Below are 18989 nucleotides of genomic sequence, written 5' to 3'. Positions count from 1 at the left end.
CACGCCCTTCCAGGAGGCGACGACATGGGTGCCGACCCCGCCGGCCTCGCGGAAGTCGCCGCCGTTCTGTGCCGCCGCCGGAGCGCGAGAGAGCGCCTGAACGCGATCCAGGCCTGAACGCGATGCAGGGTGCCGCCGGCGTCGACCCGTGGGCCCGACCCTCGGAGCGGGGCCGCCCGGCCTGCGGGGCCGTGGGCCGTCGACGAGTGTCGGCTCAGCCTGCGGTGGACGTCGGGGTGGCCGGAGCCGTCTGCGTGGTCTCCGGCTGCGTGGCGGTCGGGGCGGGCGTCGCCGTGGTCGTGGGTGCCGGCTCCTGGGTGCCCGTGGCGGCGGGGGGCGCCGAGCCGGTGGGCTGGGCGGCGCCGCCGGTGGGGGCCAGTGTCTTGTAGTACTCGGTGGCCGGCAGCACCGGAGCCTGGATGTCGGTCCCGCCGACGCTCGTCTCGATGCGGACGTTCGTGTACGCGCCCGGAGCCGCGTCGACCTTCGCCAGGGTGGTGGCGGGGCCGTTCGCCTGCGTGAGCTGCGCCGAGCCCCGGGCCGGGACGACGATCTTGGCGCCGCCCTGCGCGCCCGCGACGCTCACGTCGACCGGCTGATCGGAGGAGTTGACCGCGTAACCGACGACGTTGCCGGGTCCGCCCTGCTTCTCGGCGACGACGAGCACGTTCCGGAGCTCGAGCGGGCCCACGTTCGCCTCCCAGCCGTCGGCGGGGACGTACTGGCGGTCGGTCTGGATCGTCGACGTCCACTGGCACGCCCCGAGGGTCAGCGTCGCGGCCGCCGCGAGGGCGGCCACCTTGGCCGTGCGCGCACCGCGGCTCCCGCGGCGGGAGGCGGTGGGGGTCGGGTCGCTGCCGGCGTGTCGTCGCATCACGCGGTCAGGATACCGGCCCGGGGCCGGCTGCGTCGCGGAGCGGCCCGCGCTTCGTGAGCCCCGCGTCGTCGCAGCGGCCGGGGGGGCGGGCCACCCGCCGCCGGGGGGCGCTCACCGGCGTGTCCCGGAGAGGCCCGCGACGGGCCGACGGAGGACGTGTGCAGGGGCCGCGGCGGACCTGCGAGGGGCCACCGACGGGCCGTCGCGTCGTCCCCGGTCGGAAGCGGTGGGCGACCCGTGGTGGGCGCCCCGGGGGGCGGCACTATGTCGCGCGATACCCGCACGACTGTCCAGGTGTCAACCCCTACCCGCGGGTCATTTCGCGACGCCGAGGCCCTGACCAGCGCAGATATCGACGTCGCAGTTCCGTGGAGCACGCGGGGCGTGTTAACCTGGAAGCCGCGAAAGGGGTCTATCACACATGGTCTTCAAGGTCGGCGATACGGTCGTTTACCCGCATCACGGGGCAGCACTCATCGAACAGATCAACACCCGCACCATCAAGGGCGAAGAGAAGATGATCCTCGTCCTCAAGGTCGCCGAGGGTGACCTCACCATCCAGGTTCCGGCCGACAACTGCGACCTCGTGGGTGTCCGCGACGTCGTCGGTCAGGACGGCCTGGATCGCGTCTTCGAGGTGCTGCGCTCCCCGCACGCCGAGGAGCCGACCAACTGGTCGCGCCGGTTCAAGGCCAATCTCGAGAAGCTGGCGTCGGGCGACGTCATCAAGGTGGCCGAGGTCGTCCGCGACCTCTGGCGCCGCGAGAAGGACCGCGGCCTCTCAGCCGGCGAGAAGCGGATGCTGGGCAAGGCGCGCAAGATCCTCGTCTCCGAGCTCGCGCTCGCCGAGAACACCGACGAGATGCGTGCCGAGACGCTCCTCGACGAGGTGCTGGCCTCCTGAGCGTCGCCGTCCTCGTCGTCGCGGCCGGTGCCGGCCTGCGACTGGGGGCCGGTGAACCCAAGGCCTTCGTCCGCCTGGCCGGGCGTCCACTCCTGCGGTGGGCGCTCGACCAGGCGTTCGGCGTCCCGGAGGTCGGCACGGTCGTCGTGGTCGCGCCCCCCACCCACCTCGACCAGGCCCGTGAGCTGTTGAGTCCGCTCGAGGCGCAGGCCGCGGTCGTCGTCCCGGGTGGGCCCGAGCGGAGCCACTCGGTGGCCCTCGGTCTGTCCGTCCTGCCTCCCGGGCACGACGTCGTGCTCATCCACGACTGCGCCCGCTGCCTCGCGCCGCCCGCGCACTTCGAGCGGGTCGTCGCCGCCGTCCGGGCGGGGGCCGCCGGCGTCGTGCCCGGTCTGCTCGTCACCGACACCATCAAGGCGGTGGACGCCGCCGGGCGCGTCGTCGCCACGCCCGACCGGGGCAGCCTGCGCGCCGTCCAGACCCCGCAGGGGTTCCGTCCCGACGTCATCGCCGCTGCCCACGCCGGCGGCGGGCTCGCCACCGACGACGCCGCCCTCGTCGAGGCCATGGGCGAGACGGTGGTGGTCGTCGAGGGCAGCGACCTAGCCTTCAAGATCACCGGCCCCGACGACCTGCGCCGCGCCGAGGCGCTCGTGTCCGCCGGCCTTGCGGCGCGAACGCCGGCGGGGCAGGGGGGACGCCCGTGACCGCGCCGCCGGGGCTGCCCCTCGTCGGGATCGGCACCGACGTCCATGCGTTCGCGCCTCCGGACCGGCCCCGCCCGCTGTGGGTGGCCGGCCTGCGGTGGGAGGGACTGCAGGGGCTCGAGGGCCACTCCGACGCCGACGTCGCGGCCCACGCCGCCTGCGACGCGCTCTTCTCGGCGGCCGGCATCGGTGACCTCGGCGCCCACTTCGGCACGAGCCGACCCGAGTGGGCGGGCGCGTCGGGGGCCGCCCTGCTGGCCGAGGCGGCCCGGCTCGTGCGGGCCGCCGGTTTCGACGTGGGGAACGTCGCCGTGCAGGTCATCGGCAACGTCCCCAAGATCGGCACCCGGCGCGACGAGGCCCAGCGCGCGTTGTCGGAGGCGTGCGGGGCGCCCGTCCGCGTGTCCGGCACGACCACCGACGGCCTCGGCCTCACCGGCCGGGGCGAGGGCGTGGCCGCCGTCGCCACCGCCCTGCTCGTCCCGCGCGGGTGACCCGACCCGCCGCGCGCCGCAGGTCGGCCCGACCTCGCCGGTGCGTTCACTTGTCGTGACGGCCCGACATGAGGAAATGTGGCGGTCGTCGCAGGTCCACAGGAACACGGCGGAGGAATCCACATGAGCAGCACCGTCAAAGGCGTCATCGCACGGTCGAAGGGAGCTCCCGTCGAGCTCGTCGACATCGTCGTGCCCGATCCGGGTCCGGGGGAGGCGGTCGTCGACATCCAGGCGTGCGGCGTCTGCCACACCGACCTGCACTACCGCGAAGGTGGGATCAACGACGAGTTCCCCTTCCTCCTCGGCCACGAGGCCGCGGGCGTCGTCAGCGCCGTCGGCGAGGGCGTGCGGGAGGTCGCGGTCGGCGACTTCGTCGTCCTCAACTGGCGGGCCGTGTGCGGCCGCTGCCGGGCCTGCAAGAAGGGCGAGCCGCAGTACTGCTTCGCGACGCACAACGCCACGCAGAAGATGACGCTGACCGACGGGACGGAACTGTCACCGGCGCTCGGCATCGGCGCCTTCGCCGAGAAGACCCTCGTCGCGGCGGGGCAGTGCACGAAGGTCGAGCAGGCCGACCCCGCCGCCGTCGGCCTCCTCGGCTGCGGGATCATGGCGGGCTTCGGCGCCGCCGCCAACACGGGCGCGATCCGCCGCGGCGAGTCGGTCGCCGTCATCGGGTGCGGCGGCGTGGGCTGCGCCGCCATCGCCGGTGCGTCGGTGGCGGGCGCGACGACGATCATCGCCGTCGACATCGACGACGAGAAGCTCGGCAACGCGAAGCGGTTCGGGGCGACCCACACGGTCAACTCGGCCCAGACGGACCCGGTCGAGGCGATCCGTGACCTCACGGGAGGGAACGGCGCGGACGTCGTCATCGAGGCCGTGGGCCGTCCCGAGACCTACCGCCAGGCGTTCTACGCGCGCGACCTCGCCGGCCGGGTGGTCCTCGTCGGCGTGCCGACGCCGGAGATGACGATCGAGCTGCCCCTGCTCGACGTCTTCGGGCGCGGAGGCGCGCTGAAGTCGAGCTGGTACGGCGACTGCCTGCCGGAGCGCGACTTCCCGATGCTCGTCGACCTCTACCGGCAGGGGCGGCTCGACCTCGACGCGTTCGTCACCGAGCGCATCGGTATCGAGGACGTCGAGGCGGCCCTGGAGAAGATGCACGGCGGCAAGATCCTGCGCTCGGTGGTGGTCCTGTGAGCACCCGTGTCACGACCCCGGCCCAGGTGGAGGGCATCCGCGTCGACCAGGTCGTCACGTCGGGCACGTTCAGCCTCGACGGGGGGACGTGGGAGGTCGACAACAACGTCTACGTCGTGGGCGACGACGACGAGTGCGTCGTCGTCGACGCCGCGCACGACGCCCGCGCCATCCTCGACGCGGTCGACGGTCGCGTGGTGCGCGCGATCCTGCTCACCCACGCCCACGACGACCACATCGACGTCGCCGGCGAGCTGCACGACGTCACCGGCGCCCCGCGCCTTCTCCACCCCGACGACGCCGAGCTGTACGCCCGGGTCTACGACTCCCCGCCCGAGGGCGAGCTGTCCGACGGCCAGGTGATCGAGGTGGGCGATCTGCGGCTGCGGGTCCTGCACACGCCGGGCCACGCCCCCGGGGCGTGCTGCTTCCACGCCCCGGCGCTGTCGGCCGTCTTCAGCGGCGACACCCTGTTCCAGGGCGGCCCCGGGGCGACCGGGCGGTCGTTCAGCGACTTCCCGACGATCGTCGAGTCCATCAGCGGCCGGCTGCTCACCCTGCCGAGCGAGACCCTCGTCCTCACCGGCCACGGCGACGCGACGACGATCGGCGCCGAGGCGCCGGACCGACAGGAGTGGATCGACCGCGGCCACTGAGACCCTAACCGTGATCAGATCGTGACCTGATCGTGATCCGATTCGGTCGATCGGCGGCTCCCGACGCGAAAGTGCTTGTCGGGAGTCCCCGTTCGCGTGTTCGGCCGGCTCCGGCCGCAGTGTCGTGGGCGCGGTCGAGCGCCGCGAGAACCGGAACGCTCGTTCAGGACGGGTGGACGAGTCCCACGGCGCTCGGGCATGATGGATCCGTCCGGCGGTGCCACGATCGCCCCCGATCCATGCGGATCGACGCGGGGGAGAGGGGCCACACGGACGCGAGCGGCCGACCGCGGCCGCGCATATCGACGACCTCGCCCGCACGGGCGAACGCGAGGCATCACCGGCTGGGGGGTCGGCGCCCGCGTGGTCGCGTATGAGCCGTTCGAAGGGGGAGGAACATCCATGTCACAGCACGTCTCCGCGGCGACCTCGGTCGCGCGGCTGCCGCACCCGTCCACCGAACCGGGCCTCGTCGTCCTCGGTGATCTGCCGCAGGGGTGGACCGCGCAGATCGACCGGGTCGCCGTCCTGCTCGGTCCCCGCCGCGGCGACGGTCCCCGCCCGGAGCTGCGCCTCAGCGTCTCCCGCGACGCCGCCGGTCTCGACGCCGCGACCCAGGCGTTGATCGGCCGTCTCGTCACCGAGCGCCCCGACCGTCTCGTCGCCGGGTGCGACATCTGGCCCCACGTGCGTTTCGGCGAGGGTCGCTATGTGCAGACCGCGCACGTCGAGGGTCCCGAGACGCTGGCCCACGACGTCTACCTCTTCACGCACGAGGGCCTGCGCATCCAGGTCGAGGTCGACTGCCGGCTCGTCGACCTGCTCCACATCGAGGAGCAGGTCGCCTCGATCGTCGGGCGCCTCGCGGTCGAGACCGGGGCCGGGGCGTGAGCGCCGTCACCGGGCGGGCCACCGCCGACCCGAACGCCACCACCGAGACCACTGCCGAGGGCATCGCCGGCGTCACAGGCGGCCCCGCCGCTGACCCGCAGGTCCTCACGCTCGTCGAGCGCAGTGCCGCCGGCGTCGTCCGGACCCGCGTCGCGGTCACCGCCGGCGCGGTCCTCGTCGAGGGCCCGGACGGTCCCCGGACCGAGCCCGCCGACGCCCTGCCGCTCGTCCTCGGCCGGTTCGCCGGCCTGCGGCCCTCGCCGATCCTCGACGGCGACGAGACCCTCGTCGACCGCGCCGTGCTCGAGGCGCGCCTGAACGACCCGGCGACCCCGGCCCCGGCCGACGCGCCGGAATGGCTGCGCCGAGCCTGGGCGGCGCCGTGGCGCCGCTGGACCGTCGAGACCGACGCCGCCGACCTGCGTCTGCTCGACCACATCGACGCCGCCGAGGCGGGCCAGCTCGTCGTCCGCCCCCACGACGCCACGCGGGTCGCGATCCAGACGCGGCCCGAGGGCCTCGTCTGGGGCGAGCTGCAGACGGTCCCGGCGCTCCTTGCCGCCGCCCGCGGGGAGATCGACCCCGACGCCTCGGAGTGGTGACCCTGCAGGCTGAGCGCGACAGAAGAGTCCGCACACGCCTGCGCGTGACCTGCGCACCCGTCGGGGGCGGGGTCGGCGCCCGGTAGGCTCCAGTTCGTGAGTCTGCATCTGTTCGACACGGCCGCCCGCGAGCTGCGGGAGTTCCACCCCCTGTCCGAGGGCCGGGTCGGCATGTACATCTGCGGGCTCACCACCCAGGGGACCCCGCACATCGGTCACATGCGGTTCGCCGTCGCGTTCGACATCCTGCGGCGGTGGCTCGAGCTGGGTCACGGTTACGAGGTGACCCTCGTCCGCAACGTCACCGACATCGACGACAAGATCCTGCGCAAGGCGGCCGACGCCGGCGCTCCGTGGTGGGCCTGGAGCTACCGTCACGAGCTCGAGACGGCGCACGCCCTCGAGACCCTCGGGGTCGCGGCTCCGACGTACGAGCCGCGCGCGACGGGTCACGTCACCGAGATGGTCGAGCTCATGGACGCCCTCGTCGAGCGCGGGCACGCCTACGCGGCGCAGGACGGGAGCGGCGCCGTCTACTTCGACGTGCGGTCGTTCCCCGAGTACGGCTCGCTGACGAACCAGTCGATCGACGACATGGAGGCCGCCGCCGACGCCGACCCGCGCGGCAAGCGCGACCCGCGCGACTTTGCGCTGTGGAAGGGGCACAAGGAGGGCGACCCCGAGACGGCGAGCTGGCCCACCCCGTACGGCCGCGGGCGGCCCGGGTGGCACCTCGAGTGCTCGGCGATGGCGCGCAAGTACCTGGGCGACACGTTCGACATCCACGGCGGCGCCGTCGACCTGCGCTTCCCGCACCACGAGAACGAGCAGGCGCAGTCCCACGCCGCCGGGCTCGGTTTCGCGCGCTACTGGATGCACAACGCGTGGCTGACCGCCGCCGGCGAGAAGATGAGCAAGTCGCTCGGGAACGGCATGACGGTGGCCGAGGTGACGCGCACGACCCGCCCGCTCGCGCTGCGCTACTACCTCGGGGCCTCCCACTACCGCTCGACGATCGAGTACCAGCCCACCTCGCTCGAGGAGGCCACGAGCGCCGTCGAGCGCATCGAGGGCTTCCTGAGGCGCGCCGGTGACCTGGCCGACGCGCCCGGCACGGGAGGCGCGGCCGCCGACGTGTCCGCCGACCCGTTCCCTGCCGCGTTCCGTGAGGCGATGGACGACGACCTCAACGTCTCCGGGGCGCTCGCCGTCGTCCACGACACCGTGCGCGCCGGCAACTCCGCCCTAGACGACGGCGACCCCGAGGCGGCCGCTGCCGCCGCGACCGCGGTCCGGGCGATGACCCGCGTGCTCGGCATCGACCCCGAGGACCCGGTCTGGGGCGAGGGCGAGCGCGGCGGCTCGGACGCCCACGCCGCCCTCGACGCCCTCGTCGCGGACCGCCTGGCCGCCCGCGCCCAGGCCCGCCGCGAACGTGACTTCGCCTCCGCCGACGCCATCCGCGACCAGCTCGTCGCGGCCGGCATCGCCGTGGAGGACACCCCGTCCGGGGCCAGGTGGAGCCTGGCCCGGACTCCCGACACCCAGCAGGAAGGCCGGTGATCGGCCATGGCCGGTAACGCCCACCGCCCCGGCGCCACGCGCCGCGGCGGTTCCAAGAAGGGCGCGACCGTCGGCAGCGGCGGTCAGCGCCGTCGCGGTCTCGAGGGCCGCGGCCCGACCCCCAAGGCCGAGGACCGCGTCAACCACAAGGCGCACAAGCAGTCGAAGCGCGACGACAAGCGGCAGACGTCGGCGCCGGGGCGGCGCCCGACCCGACGCCCCAAGGGTTCGAGCGAGATCGTCGCGGGGCGCAACCCCGTGGTCGAGGCCCTGCGCGCCCACGTCCCGGCCTCGACGCTGTACGTCGCGAGCCGCATCGACTCCGACGACCGCGTCCGGGAGGCCATCACGCTCGCCACGCAGCGCGGCATCCCCACCCTCGAGACCCCGCGCGGTGAGCTCGACCGACTCACGGACGGGGCGACCCACCAGGGCCTGGCCGTCCAGGTGCCCCCGTACGAATACGTCGACTGCCGCGACCTGCACGACCCCGACCTGCCCGGTGTGCCGCTCGTCGTCGCGCTGGACGGCATCACCGACCCCCGCAACCTCGGGGCCGTCATCCGCTCGGTGGCCGCGTTCGGTGGGCACGGCGTCGTCGTGCCCGAGCGCCGCTCGGTGGGCATGACGGCGTCGGCGTGGAAGACGAGCGCCGGTGCGGCCGCCCGCGTCCCCGTGGCCCAGGCGACGAACCTCACCCGCGCGCTGGAGGACTTCCGCAAGGCCGGCTTCTTCGTCGTCGGGCTGGACATGGACGGCGACGTCAGCCTCCCGGGCCTCGCGCTCGCCGACGAGCCGCTGGTCGTCGTCGTCGGTTCCGAGGGCAAGGGCCTCTCGCGGCTCGTGCGCGAGACGTGCGACCAGATCGTGTCGATCCCGATGGCGGGCGAGATGGAGTCCCTCAACGCCGGCATCGCGGCCGGTGTGACGCTGTACGAGATCGCCCGCTCCCGGGCTCAGCGCTGACCCGTCCGAGCGCTGGACAGCGGATCGAGCGGCCGGGCCGAGCGGTCGGGGGCGTCGACGGGCTCAGTCGTCGAACAGGGCGATGACGGGCATCTCGACGGTGTCGACCCCGACCACCGACTGCTCGTCCGGCTTGGCCGGGAGGACCTCCGCGAGGTAGTCGGCGAAGGCCCACTGGGTGGTGACGTCCATGTCGTGACGCTCCGACAGGTACCAGCGATGTTCGAGGACCTCGTGGAACACCTGGGCGGGTTCGAGCTTGCGGGCGAGGTCGCGCGGGATGTTCGCGGCGATGGGTTCGTACACCTCGCGCATCCAGTCGTGGGCGACCATCTCGTCGCTGTCGTTCTGACGGCCGACCGCGGCCTGATAGGCGTCGAGGTCGTTGAGCAGGCGGCGGGCCTGGTTCTCCTCGACGTCGAGCCCGGTCAGGCGCATGAGGCGGCGGGAGTGGTGGCCGGCGTCGACGACCTTGGGCTGGATCTGGATCGTCGTGCCGTCGAGGTCGGTCGAGATCGCGAGCTCGTCCACGTCGAACCCGATCTGGTTGAGGCGCCGGATCCGCTCGTCGACCCGCCACTTGTCGCCGGTCTCGAACCGCTCGACCTCGGTGAGCTCGCCCCACAGCTGCTCGTAGCGGGCGACCATGCGGCGGGAGATGAGGATCGGGTCGGCGCCCTCCTCGAGGACGCCGCCGGCCTCGAGGTCCATGAGCTCCCCGGCGATGTTGACGCGGGCGATGTCGAGGTCGTGCTCCCGCTGCCCGTCGGACAGCGCCGGAAGGAGCTGCCCGGTCTCGGCGTCGACCAGGTAGGCCGAGAAGGCGTCCGCGTCGCGGCGGAAGAGCGCGTTCGACAAGGAGACGTCGCCCCACCAGAAGCCGGCCAGGTGCAGGCGGACGAGGAGGACGGCGAGGGCGTCGAGGAGCTTGTCGGCCGTGCCGGGCCGCAGCCGCTGGCTGAACAACGCGCGGTAGGGCAGCGAGAACTGCAGGTGCCGGGTGAGCAGGCAGGCGTCCAGCTCGCGGCCGTCGGGGGTGGTGCGGCCGTCGATGACGCCGTACGCCTTCACGCACGGCATCTCGAGGCGGCGGAGTTGACGGAGCATGTCGTACTCGCGCCGGGCGATGTCGCCGCGGATCTCCTTGACCGCGATGACGCGCCCGCTCACCTCGACGAAGCGGACGACGTGCCGGGAGATGCCCCGGGGCAGGGCCGCGAGCAGCGCTGGGTCCCACTCCTCGAGCGGTTCGTGCCAGGGCAGATCCAGCAGGGTGGAGTCTGCGCGGTTCGCGGTGATGTTGAGCGCCACCGCACCATGCTGGCACGTGCCGGCACGTCCACGGGCCAGAGTCCCCTCCGGCCGGAGGGCGGACCCCGGGCGGGGGACGCCGACGGGCCGCCCTCGTGGAGACGAGGACGGCCCGTCGGCGTGCCGGGTGGTGAGGGTCAGTCGCCGAGGCGCAGGCCCGTCTCCACGTCGAACAGGTGCACGTGGTCGGCCTTCGGCTTCACGTGGATGACGTCGCCCTTCATCGGAGGCCGGCGGCCGTCGACGCGCGCGATGATCGGGCGGTCGCCGGGGTCGGTGCCGGCGACCGAGCCGTACACGTAGGCGTCCGCGCCGAGCTCCTCGACGACGTCGATGTTGATGGGCAGGCCGTCCTCACCGGAGACCTCGAGGTCCTCGGGGCGGACACCGAGCGTGATGCGGTTGCCGGTGGATCCGAGCACGGAACGGTCGACCGGGTGCACGCCGTTGCCGAACTTCACGCCGCCCTCGGCGACCGGGACCTCGAAGAGGTTCATGGCCGGCGAGCCGATGAAGCCCGCGACGAAGACGTTGTTCGGGTGGTCGTACATGCGACGGGGGCTGTCGCACTGCTGGAGGATGCCGTCCTTGAGGACCGCGACGCGGTCACCCATGGTCATGGCCTCGACCTGGTCGTGCGTGACGTAGACCGTCGTGATGCCCAGGCGGCGCTGCAGCGACGCGATCTGCGTGCGCGTCTGCACGCGCAGCTTGGCGTCGAGGTTGGACAGCGGCTCGTCCATGAGGAAGACCTTGGGCTCACGCACGATGGCGCGACCCATGGCGACGCGCTGACGCTGACCACCGGAGAGAGCCTTGGGCTTGCGCTCCAGGTAGGGCTCGAGGTCGAGGATCTTGGCGGCCTCCTCGACGCGGCGGCGGATCTCGCCCTTGTCGATGCCGGCGATCTTGAGCGCGAAGCCCATGTTGTCGGCGACGCTCATGTGCGGGTAGAGCGCGTAGTTCTGGAACACCATCGCCACGTCGCGGTCCTTGGGCGAGAGGTCCGTCACGTCCTTGTCGTCGATGAGGATGCGACCGCCGTTGACCTCCTCGAGGCCGGCGAGCATGCGCAGGCTGGTGGACTTGCCACAGCCGGAGGGTCCGACGAGGACGAGGAATTCGCCGTCCGCGATGTCGATGTCGAGGGCGTCCACCGAGGGCTTGTCGTTGCCCGGGTAGAGGCGGGTGGCATTGTCGTACTTGACCGTGGCCATGACGTCGTTGTCCTTCCTTCACCGGCAGGAACGTGCCGGACGATCCGTTGTAAAGGGCCGGCACAGGCGATGTGCCGTTTGCCACGCCGGTCAGCGCGGTGTGCTCATCGTGCCACCTGCGTGGGTGTGCGACGACACACCGGGACCAGGAATCCGCGTTTCGCGCAAAGCTCGTCGGAGGCGAGGGTCAGCGCGTATCGGGCGAGGACCCCGTGCGGGCCTCGACGAAGACCCGGAACGCCTCGGCGACCGAGCGCTCGTCGGGCAGGCGGCACACGGCGGCGCTGTCGCCCGCCCCGACCTTGACCGTGACGTCCCCGGAGGCCGGGTCGAGGATCGTGAAGACCGTCTCGTCGGTGACGTCGTCGCCGAAGTAGCACGTGACGTCGACGGACAGGGCGGCGCCGACGGCAGCCAGGGCCGTGCCCTTGCTGACGTCGGTGACCGCCAGCTCGACGACGTCCTTGCCCTGCAGGGGGTGGGTGCCGTCGACGGCCGCGCCGATCGACAGGGCGGCGGCGCCCGCGGCGGCGCCCGCCTCCGTGGCCATCCCGCGCGTGTGCAGGACCACGGCGGCCGGCTTGCGCTCGATGCGCGCGCCGGGGTGGGCCTCGACCAGCTCGACGAGCCGGGCGTCGAGGTCGGACAGGGCCCGGGTCTGCGCGTCGGTCAACGGCGGGTGTTCGAGCAGGTCGGGGCGGCTGCCCTGGCCGCCGTGGCTGCCGAGCAGCACGATCGGGTCGTCTTCGCCGCCCGCCGAGGTGAGCGTCGCGAGGGTCTGGAGGTCCCGGCCCGAGACGACGGCGACCGTCACCCCCTCGAGCTCGGTCGCCGTCCGCAGCAGCTCCATGGCCCCGTCGACGGGACGCACCGCCATCGGGTCGTCGCCCAGCGGGGCCAGCACCCCGTCGAAGTCGGTGGCGAACAGGACGCGCCCCGCCCGGGCCGCGGCCTCGAGGCGCTCCCGCAGGTCGGTCGGCACATCGGGGCCGGTCTGCGGCCCGGTGGTCTCGGTCATCGTGGCTCCGGTCTGCGCCGATGGGGGAGGGGTGGGGCGGCTCGACGTCAGTCGGGTCGGCCCGGGGCGGCGGCCAGCGCGTCGAGGAACCGCGAGGCCCAGCGCTGGACGTCGTGGTCGCGGACGCGCCGGCGCAGCGATCGCATGCGCGTGCGCTTGGTCCGGTCGTCGTCGAAGATCGCCCGGAGGATCGTGTTCTTCAGGCCCTGGATGTCGTGCGGATTGTGCACGTAGGCGCCGCTGCGCAGCTCGTGGACCGCGCCGGTGAACTCCGAGAGCACCAGCGCGCCGCCGTTGTCGGCGCGACAGGTGACGTACTCCTTGGCGACGAGGTTCATGCCGTCGCGCAGGGGCGTGACGAGCATGACGTCGGCGGCCTGGAACATCGCGGCCATCTCGGCGCGGTCGAAGGACTGGTGCAGGTACTGGACGGCCGCCGCACCCACCGTCGAGTAGTCGCCGTTGATGCGGCCGACCGTGCCCTCGATCTCCTCCTTGAGGTGCCGGTACGCGTCGACGCGCTCGCGGCTCGGCACGGCCACCTGGATGAGGCCGACGTCCGGGGGCGCGATGCGGCCGTCGGCGAGAAGCTCCTGGTAGGCCTTCAGCCGGTGCCGGATCCCCTTGGTGTAGTCGAGGCGGTCTACGCCGAGCATGAGCACCCGCGGGTTGCCGACCGACTCGCGGATCTCCTGCGCCCGGGCGCGGACCTCGGGGGAGCGGGCGAGCTCGTCGAGCTGACGGAAGTCGATGGAGATCGGGACGGCGCTCGCGCGGACCTCGCGCGTCGTCTCGCCGGACGTGGTCGTGACGACGTCGCCCCTCGTCTTCTTGCCCGCCAGCTGCCGGCACGCGCGCACGAAGTTGCCGGCGTCGGCCGTGCGCTGGAAGCCGAGGTAGTCGGCGCCGAGCAGTCCCTCGATGATCTTCTCGCGCCAGGGGAGCTGGGCGAACAGCTCGACGGCGGGGAACGGGATGTGGTCGAACCAGCCGATGCGGACGTCGGGGCGGAGCTCTCGCAGGAGGGCGGGCACGAGCTGGAGCTGGTAGTCGTGCACCCACACGGTCGCGCCCTGCGCGGCGACGTCGGCCGCCGCCTGCGCGAACCGCTCGTTGACCCGGCAGTAGGCGTCCCACCAGCGCCGGTGGAACGTCGCCGGGACGATGACGTCGTGGTAGATCGGCCACAGGGTGTCGTTCGAGAAGCCCTCGTAATAGTCGCGGACGTCCTCGGCCGACAGGCCGACCGGGCAGAGGTACATGCCCTCGTCGACGAAGGGCTCCGGGGCGTCCCCGGGGTCGCCGGCCCACCCCACCCAGGCGCCGTCGCGCCCGCGCATGACCGAATCCATGGCGGTGACGAGACCGCCGGGACTGCGTCGCCACTCGGTCTGCCCGTCCGCCACCTCGACGCGGTCGACGGGCAGACGGTTGGCGACGACGACGAAGTCGAAGGGCGGGCTCGGTTCGCTCATCTGGGACGACTCATCTCCTCGAGAGGGTTTCGGCCGCTCCGATCCTAGGGCCACGTCGTCACGCCCGCTCGGTGACCGCCCAGGTCGGCGGCCTCCCCCGGGACGCTCGACCGGCCTCCGGCCCGGCGTCCAGGAACGGTTCGGGGTCGGCCGCTATGGTCGGGACAGGAGTGGCCCGGGTCGTGGGCCCCGGCCTCGATCCGGCGCCGGTCGAGCGCTGACCATCCGCGGCCGGCGCCGCCTGCGAGGGAGGACGACACGTGACGACGTCAGGTTTCGTGACGCCCGGGCGGGGCGTCCGGCGCAGTGACGCCCTGCCCTCGTCGTCCGCGCCGTCGTCCTCGTCGTCGACCCCGTCGTCAGGTCGGCCCGACGAGGTGCGCCTCGGTACCTACCGTCTCGTCGAGCGCATCGGGGAGGGCGGCATGGGCGTCGTCCACCTCGCCGTCGACGGCAACGGGCGCGCGGTGGCCGTCAAGGTGTTGCGCGACCACGTGGCCGGCGATCCCGCCGCCCGCGAGCGGCTGGGGCGGGAGTTCGCGTCGCTCAGCCGGGTGCGCCACCCGGGGGTGGCGGGCGTCGTCGACGCGGATCTCGACGGGGAGCGCCCGTTCCTTGTCACCCAGTACGTCCGCGGCCGTCCCCTCGACGAGTGGATCACGGAACGCGGACCCCTCCGCGGCACCGAGCTCCTCGTCTTCGCCCGGGCGCTGGCCACGGCCCTCGACGCGATCCACGCGGCCGGCGTCGTGCACCGTGACCTCAAGCCGAGCAACGTCCTCGTCCGCGACGCCGCCCCCGTCGTCATCGACTTCGGGATCGCCCACATCGCCGACGAGTCCCGGCTCACGCGCACGGGCCTCGTCATGGGAACCCCCGGCTTCCTCGCCCCCGAGCTCCTCGACGACGACGCCACCGAGGTCGGCCTCGCGACCGACTGGTGGGGCTGGGCCGCGACGATCGCGTTCGCGGCGACCGGCCGGCTGCCGTTCGGGCGCGGGCCGGTCGGGGCCGTCTACCACCGCGTGGCGCGCGGCGAGGTGGACCTCGCGGGCGTCGACCCGATCCTCGCGGGCCTGCTGCGCGCGGCCCTCGACCCGCAGGCGCACCTGCGGCCCGCGCACGACGAGATCGTCGCCCGCCTCGACCGACTCGAGGCCGGCGCGCGCGGAGACTTCTCGGGGCGCCGGCCCGGACCCGACGGGTCCGAGGGGGCGCCCGGCGACCCGTCCGACGCGGCGCCCACCCGGGTGTTCACAGTCGCGACGCCGCGCCCCGGGCCGCGGCCGCCCTCCCCGGCCCCCACCGGCCATCGCGACCGGGTCGGCCGGACGGGGTGGTTCCGCGCCCACGGGCGCGACGCCCGGGAGCGGTCGAGCCGGGACCCCGGCGCTCCGGTTCGCGGCGACGACGGATCGCGCGCGCCCCACGGTGACGGGGGGACCCGTCCGCAGCCCGTGGTCTCGCCCCCGACGACCGCCGCACCGGTCGTCTCGACGCGCACGATGCCCGCCGTCCCCGCGCCCGAGCCGCGGCCGGGGTGGGCGTACGCCCGCTTCCGGGACCCCGCCGCCCCCGTGCAGGCCTTCGGCGGAGCCCCCACCTCGGTCGTCGGGCGTGAGTCCACCCCTGCCCCGGTCGATCCCCACGGCCCGGGCCGGGGGTGGCCGGACGGCCCTCCCGGGTCCGCCGGACCAGCGGCCGGCGGCAGCCACGTCGTGGGGTCGGTCCCGGGTCAGCGGCCGCCCGGGCCGTCGCGGCGCCGTCGCTCGCGGCCGGTGCTCGCCGCCGGCGCGCTGCTCACCGTTGCCGCCGCGGCGTCGTTCCCGCTGCTGACGCTCATCGCGGCGCTGGGTTGGGGAGCGCTCGCGCGCACCGTCGGCGACTCGGCGCGGTCCGTCCACCTGCGGCGCCTCGAGCGCGGCCGCGCCGTGGCGGGCGACGTCGTCCGCGCAGCCGCCGCGTCCCCGCTGCGCCTGCTCGGCGCTGCGGTGACGACGCTGCTCCTCGCGGCCGTGCAGGCGCTCGTCGTCGTGCCCGCCCTGTTCGCCGCCGAGTTCGCCCTGCAGGCCGCCGGAGGTGTCGACATCGGACCGCTGAGCGAGGGCCCGCTCGCGGTGGCCGCCGCCGTGGCGCTGCTCTTCGCCTGGTGGGGTCCGGGCGGAGGCGGGGTGCGGACCGGTTCGAGGCTCGTCGTGACGGGCCTCACACCCGGACCGTGGACGCCGTGGTCCGTGGCCGCCCTCCTGCTCATCGCGGCGGCCGTCCTCGGCGTCCGCACGCAGGGCACGGCCATCGACCCGAGTTGGTGGCCGATGGTGGGTTCGCCGACCGAGGTGTGGCGTCTGCCCTGGTGAGCGGCCCGGACGGCGCCTCTTGCGCGAGCTGGGTCCCGCCGATAGATGCGCGCCGAACCACGTTTCGACGAGCGGATCGGACCCGCGGGATCGGCCGCGCGGACGGCTCAGGTCGTCCTCGACATGGACGAATCGGGAAGAGACCTTGACTCCCGCGTGACCGAAACGATGCGCAAAAGTGACCGTTCGGGTTCACTCCTCGCCGGGTCTGCTCTAGAGTCCGTCAGGTCTGGCCGACAGGATTCCTGTCCTCGGGGGCCTGCACAACTGCATACACATCCATCAGCATGCGTGTCCGCAGCGCCTAACTTCGTCGCCGGACACCCCGCCGGGCATCGCCCCGGGCAGACGAAGGTGGGGGACCCACTGGCCGCCTCGGCGGCCGTGGCCGGAGGTCGCGGTACGCCGCGCCCGTCGGTCTGGGGGTGAAGTCGGCGACGCCGACCGGGCACCTGACGCCCGAACCCGACAGCTAACCCCTCAGGCGCTCGTCAGGAGAGGACATTTCCCCGCATGCGTTACATCGGTACGCACCGCCCTGCCCGCACGTCGTCGTCCACCACCGGTCTGCGCGCCATGGGCGTGGCCGTCGCCGGAGGAGCCACCATCGCCGCCGGCCTCGCGACCGCCCCGACCGCCTCCGCGGCCGGTGGCGTCTGGGACCGCGTCGCGGCCTGCGAGAGCGGCGGCAACTGGTCCATCGCGACCGGCAACGGCTACTACGGCGGCCTCCAGTTCTCGGCGAGCAGCTGGCGCGCCGCGGGCGGCACCCGCTACGCGAGCCTCCCGCACCGTGCGAGCAAGGGTCAGCAGATCGCCGCCGCCCAGCAGCTCCTGCGCCAGCAGGGCCCGGGCGCCTGGCCGGTCTGCAGCAAGAAGGCGGGCCTCACGCGCGCCAACGGCCTCGGCTCGGCCGGCGGCAACATCACCGCGTCGCGCTCGACCGCTCGCAAGTCCACCTCGAACGCCTCCACCGCCATGTCGCGCGGTTCCGTCAAGGAGCTGCAGCGCAAGGTCGGCGCCCGCGTCGACGGCATCGTCGGCCCGGAGACCGTCCGCAAGACCGAGCGCGCCCTCGGCCTCCAGCTGACCGGCAAGCGCTCCTTCTCCGCCTCGACGCTCGTCAAGGCGAAGCGCTTCATCTGAGTCCGTCCCCGTCGGCTCGGTACACCGAACGGCTCGGCCCCCTGTGGGGCCGGGCCGTTCGGCGTGCGGCGACGCGTCCGCCGGTCCGGCCCCGGCCCCGCGCCGCGTGCGAAGATGGACCCCGCCCCGGCTCGCCGGGGTGGCCGCCCGCCGCTCCCGGCGGGCCCGCTGGAGTGGCGCAATCGGTAGCGCACCTGTCTTGTAAACAGGTGGTTGAGGGTTCGAGTCCCTTCTCCAGCTCTCCGAACCGTGTAGATGCCTCACCTGGGCCGGGTGTTTCGAGGCATCCGGGTCCGCTTACTGCTCGGAAACCGTACCGGGCGAGAGCGCTGCGCCTTGCTTCAGGCTGCGCGTCGATGATCTCTGCCAGGAGCATCTCGTCACGCTGCGTCATACAAGGGGCTTGCCTCGCGGAGCACCGACGTGGGCCCCGGACCACGGACGCGGGTAGGTGCTCGGACCCTAGGCCCTCAAGGGCGGGCCACATCGCCGTCTCCTATCGACCACCTAGGGCGACGGCCTCCGGTCATCGGCACGACCGCCCCGCGGCAGAATGGGGCGTTCCGCCCTCAATGCGACCTGAGCGTGTGTAGTCGCTTGGTATACACTCGGCAGCATGAGCGAACCGTTCGACCTTGACGCGCTCGATGACAACGAGCCCTTCGAGATCGACACGCAAGCAGCTCATCTGTTCAAGCATCCGCACCTTGGGTTGGAGGACGTGATGGACGTGTGGAGCAGCGATCCGCTGTTCTACCCGGCCAAGCCACCTGCCGACTGGTTGATGCTCGCCGAGGTCGGCGGGCGAGTGCTCCTCGTCCCACTGGCCCCATCACGCTCGGGCGACCCGAGCGCATGCCGACCGATCGGCTGCTACGAGGCATCTTCGGGCCTCGCCGCCACCTACCGAGGGGACCGAGATGAGTGCTGACCAGAACCACCGTGAGATGACTCCCGAGCAGGAGCACGAGTTCTACGCCGACCCGGCCAACCAGGAGCCCCAGGGCCCCGCCCGCCGCCGGAAGAGCCCGCTGAGCACGCCCGTGCCCGTGCGATTCCCGGCCGACCTGCTCGAGGACGTCAAGCGAGCGGCGGAGGCCGACGACCGCTCGGTCTCGGCGTGGATCCGGCGAGCCGTCGAGCACGAGCTGTCCCGCTCCGCCTAAAACTTCTGACGTCCGACGCGCGGCATGAGCGCCTGTTCGATGATGCTTTGCCGTTGCTGAAAGACCGTCCTCGGCGATGTACTGATGTGCAATCGGGGTTCGCACAAAACGGAGGTGCGCTTCGTGACGAGTGACAACGAGCTGGGCGAGCGGATGGCCGGGGGTGCTTCTGCTGGGCAAGCCCCGGTAGACCGACTCGTCTACAGGAATAGGCGTGCATTCCGACGTCACCACGTCGGCTCCGCGGCTCGCAGCAGAGTAGGACGTGGCCTGGATTCGCCGAGCTGTCGAGCACGAGCTGTCCCGCACCGGCTAGATCGGTCGCTCGCACCCCGCGCGGCATGACAAGGCGATGACGACAGCGCCCGGCCGTCGATCGAGCGTTGTCGGCTGGTGCCTCGACATGCTCTATGCGACCGCGCTCGTCGACGTG

18 protein-coding genes and 1 tRNA gene are annotated in these 18989 nt (G+C 73.1%); 14 read left to right on the top strand and 5 right to left on the bottom strand.

Annotated elements, in window-relative coordinates:
• Positions 1-214 precede the first annotated feature (214 nt).
• Positions 215-877, bottom strand: coding sequence for a hypothetical protein (locus tag ICW24_RS14100; RefSeq protein ID WP_226346354.1), 663 nt, complete (start codon positions 875-877; stop codon positions 215-217).
• 421 nt (positions 878-1298) lie between these two features.
• On the opposite strand from ICW24_RS14100, the gene ICW24_RS14095 reads away from it, so the two are divergent.
• The 9 genes from ICW24_RS14095 to rlmB all read left to right on the top strand — a co-directional run bounded on the left by ICW24_RS14095 (position 1299) and on the right by rlmB (position 8866).
• Positions 1299-1781 carry a CarD family transcriptional regulator gene (locus ICW24_RS14095; protein WP_226346353.1) on the top strand — a complete coding sequence of 161 codons (483 nt, stop codon included), beginning with the start codon at positions 1299-1301 and terminating at the stop codon, positions 1779-1781.
• Positions 1778-2488 carry a 2-C-methyl-D-erythritol 4-phosphate cytidylyltransferase gene (gene ispD, locus ICW24_RS14090; protein ID WP_226346457.1) on the top strand — a complete coding sequence of 237 codons (711 nt, stop codon included), beginning with the start codon at positions 1778-1780 and terminating at the stop codon, positions 2486-2488. The genes ICW24_RS14095 and ispD overlap by 4 nt, the downstream gene beginning before the upstream one ends.
• Positions 2485-2982, top strand: coding sequence for a 2-C-methyl-D-erythritol 2,4-cyclodiphosphate synthase (gene ispF, locus ICW24_RS14085; RefSeq protein ID WP_226346352.1), 498 nt, complete (start codon positions 2485-2487; stop codon positions 2980-2982). The genes ispD and ispF overlap by 4 nt, the downstream gene beginning before the upstream one ends.
• A gap of 123 nt (positions 2983-3105) precedes the next feature.
• Complete coding sequence (locus tag ICW24_RS14080; RefSeq protein ID WP_226346351.1) at positions 3106-4188, top strand: S-(hydroxymethyl)mycothiol dehydrogenase; 1083 nt, start codon at positions 3106-3108, stop codon at positions 4186-4188.
• Positions 4185-4844, top strand: a complete 660-nt coding sequence (locus tag ICW24_RS14075; protein ID WP_226346350.1) for an MBL fold metallo-hydrolase — start codon at positions 4185-4187, stop codon at positions 4842-4844. The genes ICW24_RS14080 and ICW24_RS14075 overlap by 4 nt, the downstream gene beginning before the upstream one ends.
• A gap of 402 nt (positions 4845-5246) precedes the next feature.
• Positions 5247-5735, top strand: coding sequence for a hypothetical protein (locus tag ICW24_RS14070; protein ID WP_226346349.1), 489 nt, complete (start codon positions 5247-5249; stop codon positions 5733-5735).
• The gene (locus tag ICW24_RS14065) at positions 5732-6337 is read left to right on the top strand and encodes a hypothetical protein (RefSeq protein ID WP_226346348.1); all 606 of its coding nucleotides are present in this window, start codon (positions 5732-5734) and stop codon (positions 6335-6337) included. The genes ICW24_RS14070 and ICW24_RS14065 overlap by 4 nt, the downstream gene beginning before the upstream one ends.
• Positions 6338-6433: 96 nt before the next feature.
• Complete coding sequence (gene cysS / locus ICW24_RS14060) at positions 6434-7900, top strand: cysteine--tRNA ligase (RefSeq protein WP_226346347.1); 1467 nt, start codon at positions 6434-6436, stop codon at positions 7898-7900.
• 6 nt (positions 7901-7906) lie between these two features.
• Positions 7907-8866: a 23S rRNA (guanosine(2251)-2'-O)-methyltransferase RlmB gene (gene rlmB, locus ICW24_RS14055; RefSeq protein WP_226346346.1), complete on the top strand. Its 960-nt coding sequence runs from the start codon at positions 7907-7909 to the stop codon at positions 8864-8866.
• A 63-nt stretch (positions 8867-8929) separates the two neighbouring features.
• On the opposite strand, the gene ICW24_RS14050 is transcribed toward rlmB, so the two are convergent.
• The 4 genes from ICW24_RS14050 to ICW24_RS14035 all read right to left on the bottom strand — a co-directional run bounded on the left by ICW24_RS14050 (position 8930) and on the right by ICW24_RS14035 (position 13887).
• Positions 8930-10177, bottom strand: coding sequence for a DUF4032 domain-containing protein (locus ICW24_RS14050; RefSeq protein WP_226346345.1), 1248 nt, complete (start codon positions 10175-10177; stop codon positions 8930-8932).
• A gap of 137 nt (positions 10178-10314) precedes the next feature.
• On the bottom strand, positions 10315-11394 hold the full coding sequence (locus ICW24_RS14045; RefSeq protein ID WP_226346344.1) for an ABC transporter ATP-binding protein: 1080 nt from the start codon (positions 11392-11394) through the stop codon (positions 10315-10317).
• 187 nt (positions 11395-11581) lie between these two features.
• Positions 11582-12412 carry a trehalose-phosphatase gene (gene otsB / locus ICW24_RS14040; RefSeq protein WP_226346343.1) on the bottom strand — a complete coding sequence of 277 codons (831 nt, stop codon included), beginning with the start codon at positions 12410-12412 and terminating at the stop codon, positions 11582-11584.
• A 47-nt stretch (positions 12413-12459) separates the two neighbouring features.
• Positions 12460-13887, bottom strand: a complete 1428-nt coding sequence (locus ICW24_RS14035) for an alpha,alpha-trehalose-phosphate synthase (UDP-forming) (RefSeq protein WP_226346342.1) — start codon at positions 13885-13887, stop codon at positions 12460-12462.
• A 260-nt stretch (positions 13888-14147) separates the two neighbouring features.
• Here ICW24_RS14035 and ICW24_RS14030 point away from each other — a divergent pair, with 260 nt between their 5' ends.
• The 5 genes from ICW24_RS14030 to ICW24_RS14010 all read left to right on the top strand — a co-directional run bounded on the left by ICW24_RS14030 (position 14148) and on the right by ICW24_RS14010 (position 18556).
• Positions 14148-16244 (top strand): serine/threonine-protein kinase, encoded by a 2097-nt coding sequence (locus tag ICW24_RS14030; protein ID WP_226346341.1) that lies wholly within the window; start codon positions 14148-14150, stop codon positions 16242-16244.
• Positions 16245-16757: 513 nt separating this feature from the next.
• The gene (locus ICW24_RS19750; protein WP_307781353.1) at positions 16758-17390 is read left to right on the top strand and encodes a transglycosylase family protein; all 633 of its coding nucleotides are present in this window, start codon (positions 16758-16760) and stop codon (positions 17388-17390) included.
• 167 nt (positions 17391-17557) lie between these two features.
• Positions 17558-17630, top strand: a tRNA-Thr gene (locus tag ICW24_RS14020).
• A 376-nt stretch (positions 17631-18006) separates the two neighbouring features.
• Positions 18007-18321: a hypothetical protein gene (locus tag ICW24_RS14015; RefSeq protein WP_226346340.1), complete on the top strand. Its 315-nt coding sequence runs from the start codon at positions 18007-18009 to the stop codon at positions 18319-18321.
• On the top strand, positions 18311-18556 hold the full coding sequence (locus ICW24_RS14010) for a YlcI/YnfO family protein (RefSeq protein ID WP_226346339.1): 246 nt from the start codon (positions 18311-18313) through the stop codon (positions 18554-18556). Before ICW24_RS14015 ends, ICW24_RS14010 begins: the two co-directional genes overlap by 11 nt.
• Positions 18557-18989: the final 433 nt, after the last annotated feature.

It is taken from the genome of Agilicoccus flavus (assembly GCF_014857905.1).
Classification (GTDB): Bacteria; Actinomycetota; Actinomycetes; order Actinomycetales; family Dermatophilaceae; genus Agilicoccus; species Agilicoccus flavus.
This window is presented reverse-complemented; position numbering and strand designations above follow the sequence as displayed.

Excerpts from the sequence above, each read along its gene's own strand:
- ICW24_RS14045 (WP_226346344.1), bottom strand. The coding sequence starts at position 11,394 with ATGGCCACGGTCAAGTACGACAATGCCACCCGCCTCTACCCGGGCAAC.
- otsB (WP_226346343.1), bottom strand. The coding sequence starts at position 12,412 with ATGACCGAGACCACCGGGCCGCAGACCGGCCCCGATGTGCCGACCGAC.
- ICW24_RS14035 (WP_226346342.1), bottom strand. The coding sequence starts at position 13,887 with ATGAGCGAACCGAGCCCGCCCTTCGACTTCGTCGTCGTCGCCAACCGT.
- ICW24_RS14010 (WP_226346339.1), top strand. The coding sequence starts at position 18,311 with ATGAGTGCTGACCAGAACCACCGTGAGATGACTCCCGAGCAGGAGCAC.
- ICW24_RS14070 (WP_226346349.1), top strand. The coding sequence starts at position 5,247 with ATGTCACAGCACGTCTCCGCGGCGACCTCGGTCGCGCGGCTGCCGCAC.
- rlmB (WP_226346346.1), top strand. The coding sequence starts at position 7,907 with ATGGCCGGTAACGCCCACCGCCCCGGCGCCACGCGCCGCGGCGGTTCC.
- ICW24_RS19750 (WP_307781353.1), top strand. The coding sequence starts at position 16,758 with ATGCGTTACATCGGTACGCACCGCCCTGCCCGCACGTCGTCGTCCACC.
- ICW24_RS14095 (WP_226346353.1), top strand. The coding sequence starts at position 1,299 with ATGGTCTTCAAGGTCGGCGATACGGTCGTTTACCCGCATCACGGGGCA.
- ICW24_RS14080 (WP_226346351.1), top strand. The coding sequence starts at position 3,106 with ATGAGCAGCACCGTCAAAGGCGTCATCGCACGGTCGAAGGGAGCTCCC.
- ICW24_RS14015 (WP_226346340.1), top strand. The coding sequence starts at position 18,007 with ATGAGCGAACCGTTCGACCTTGACGCGCTCGATGACAACGAGCCCTTC.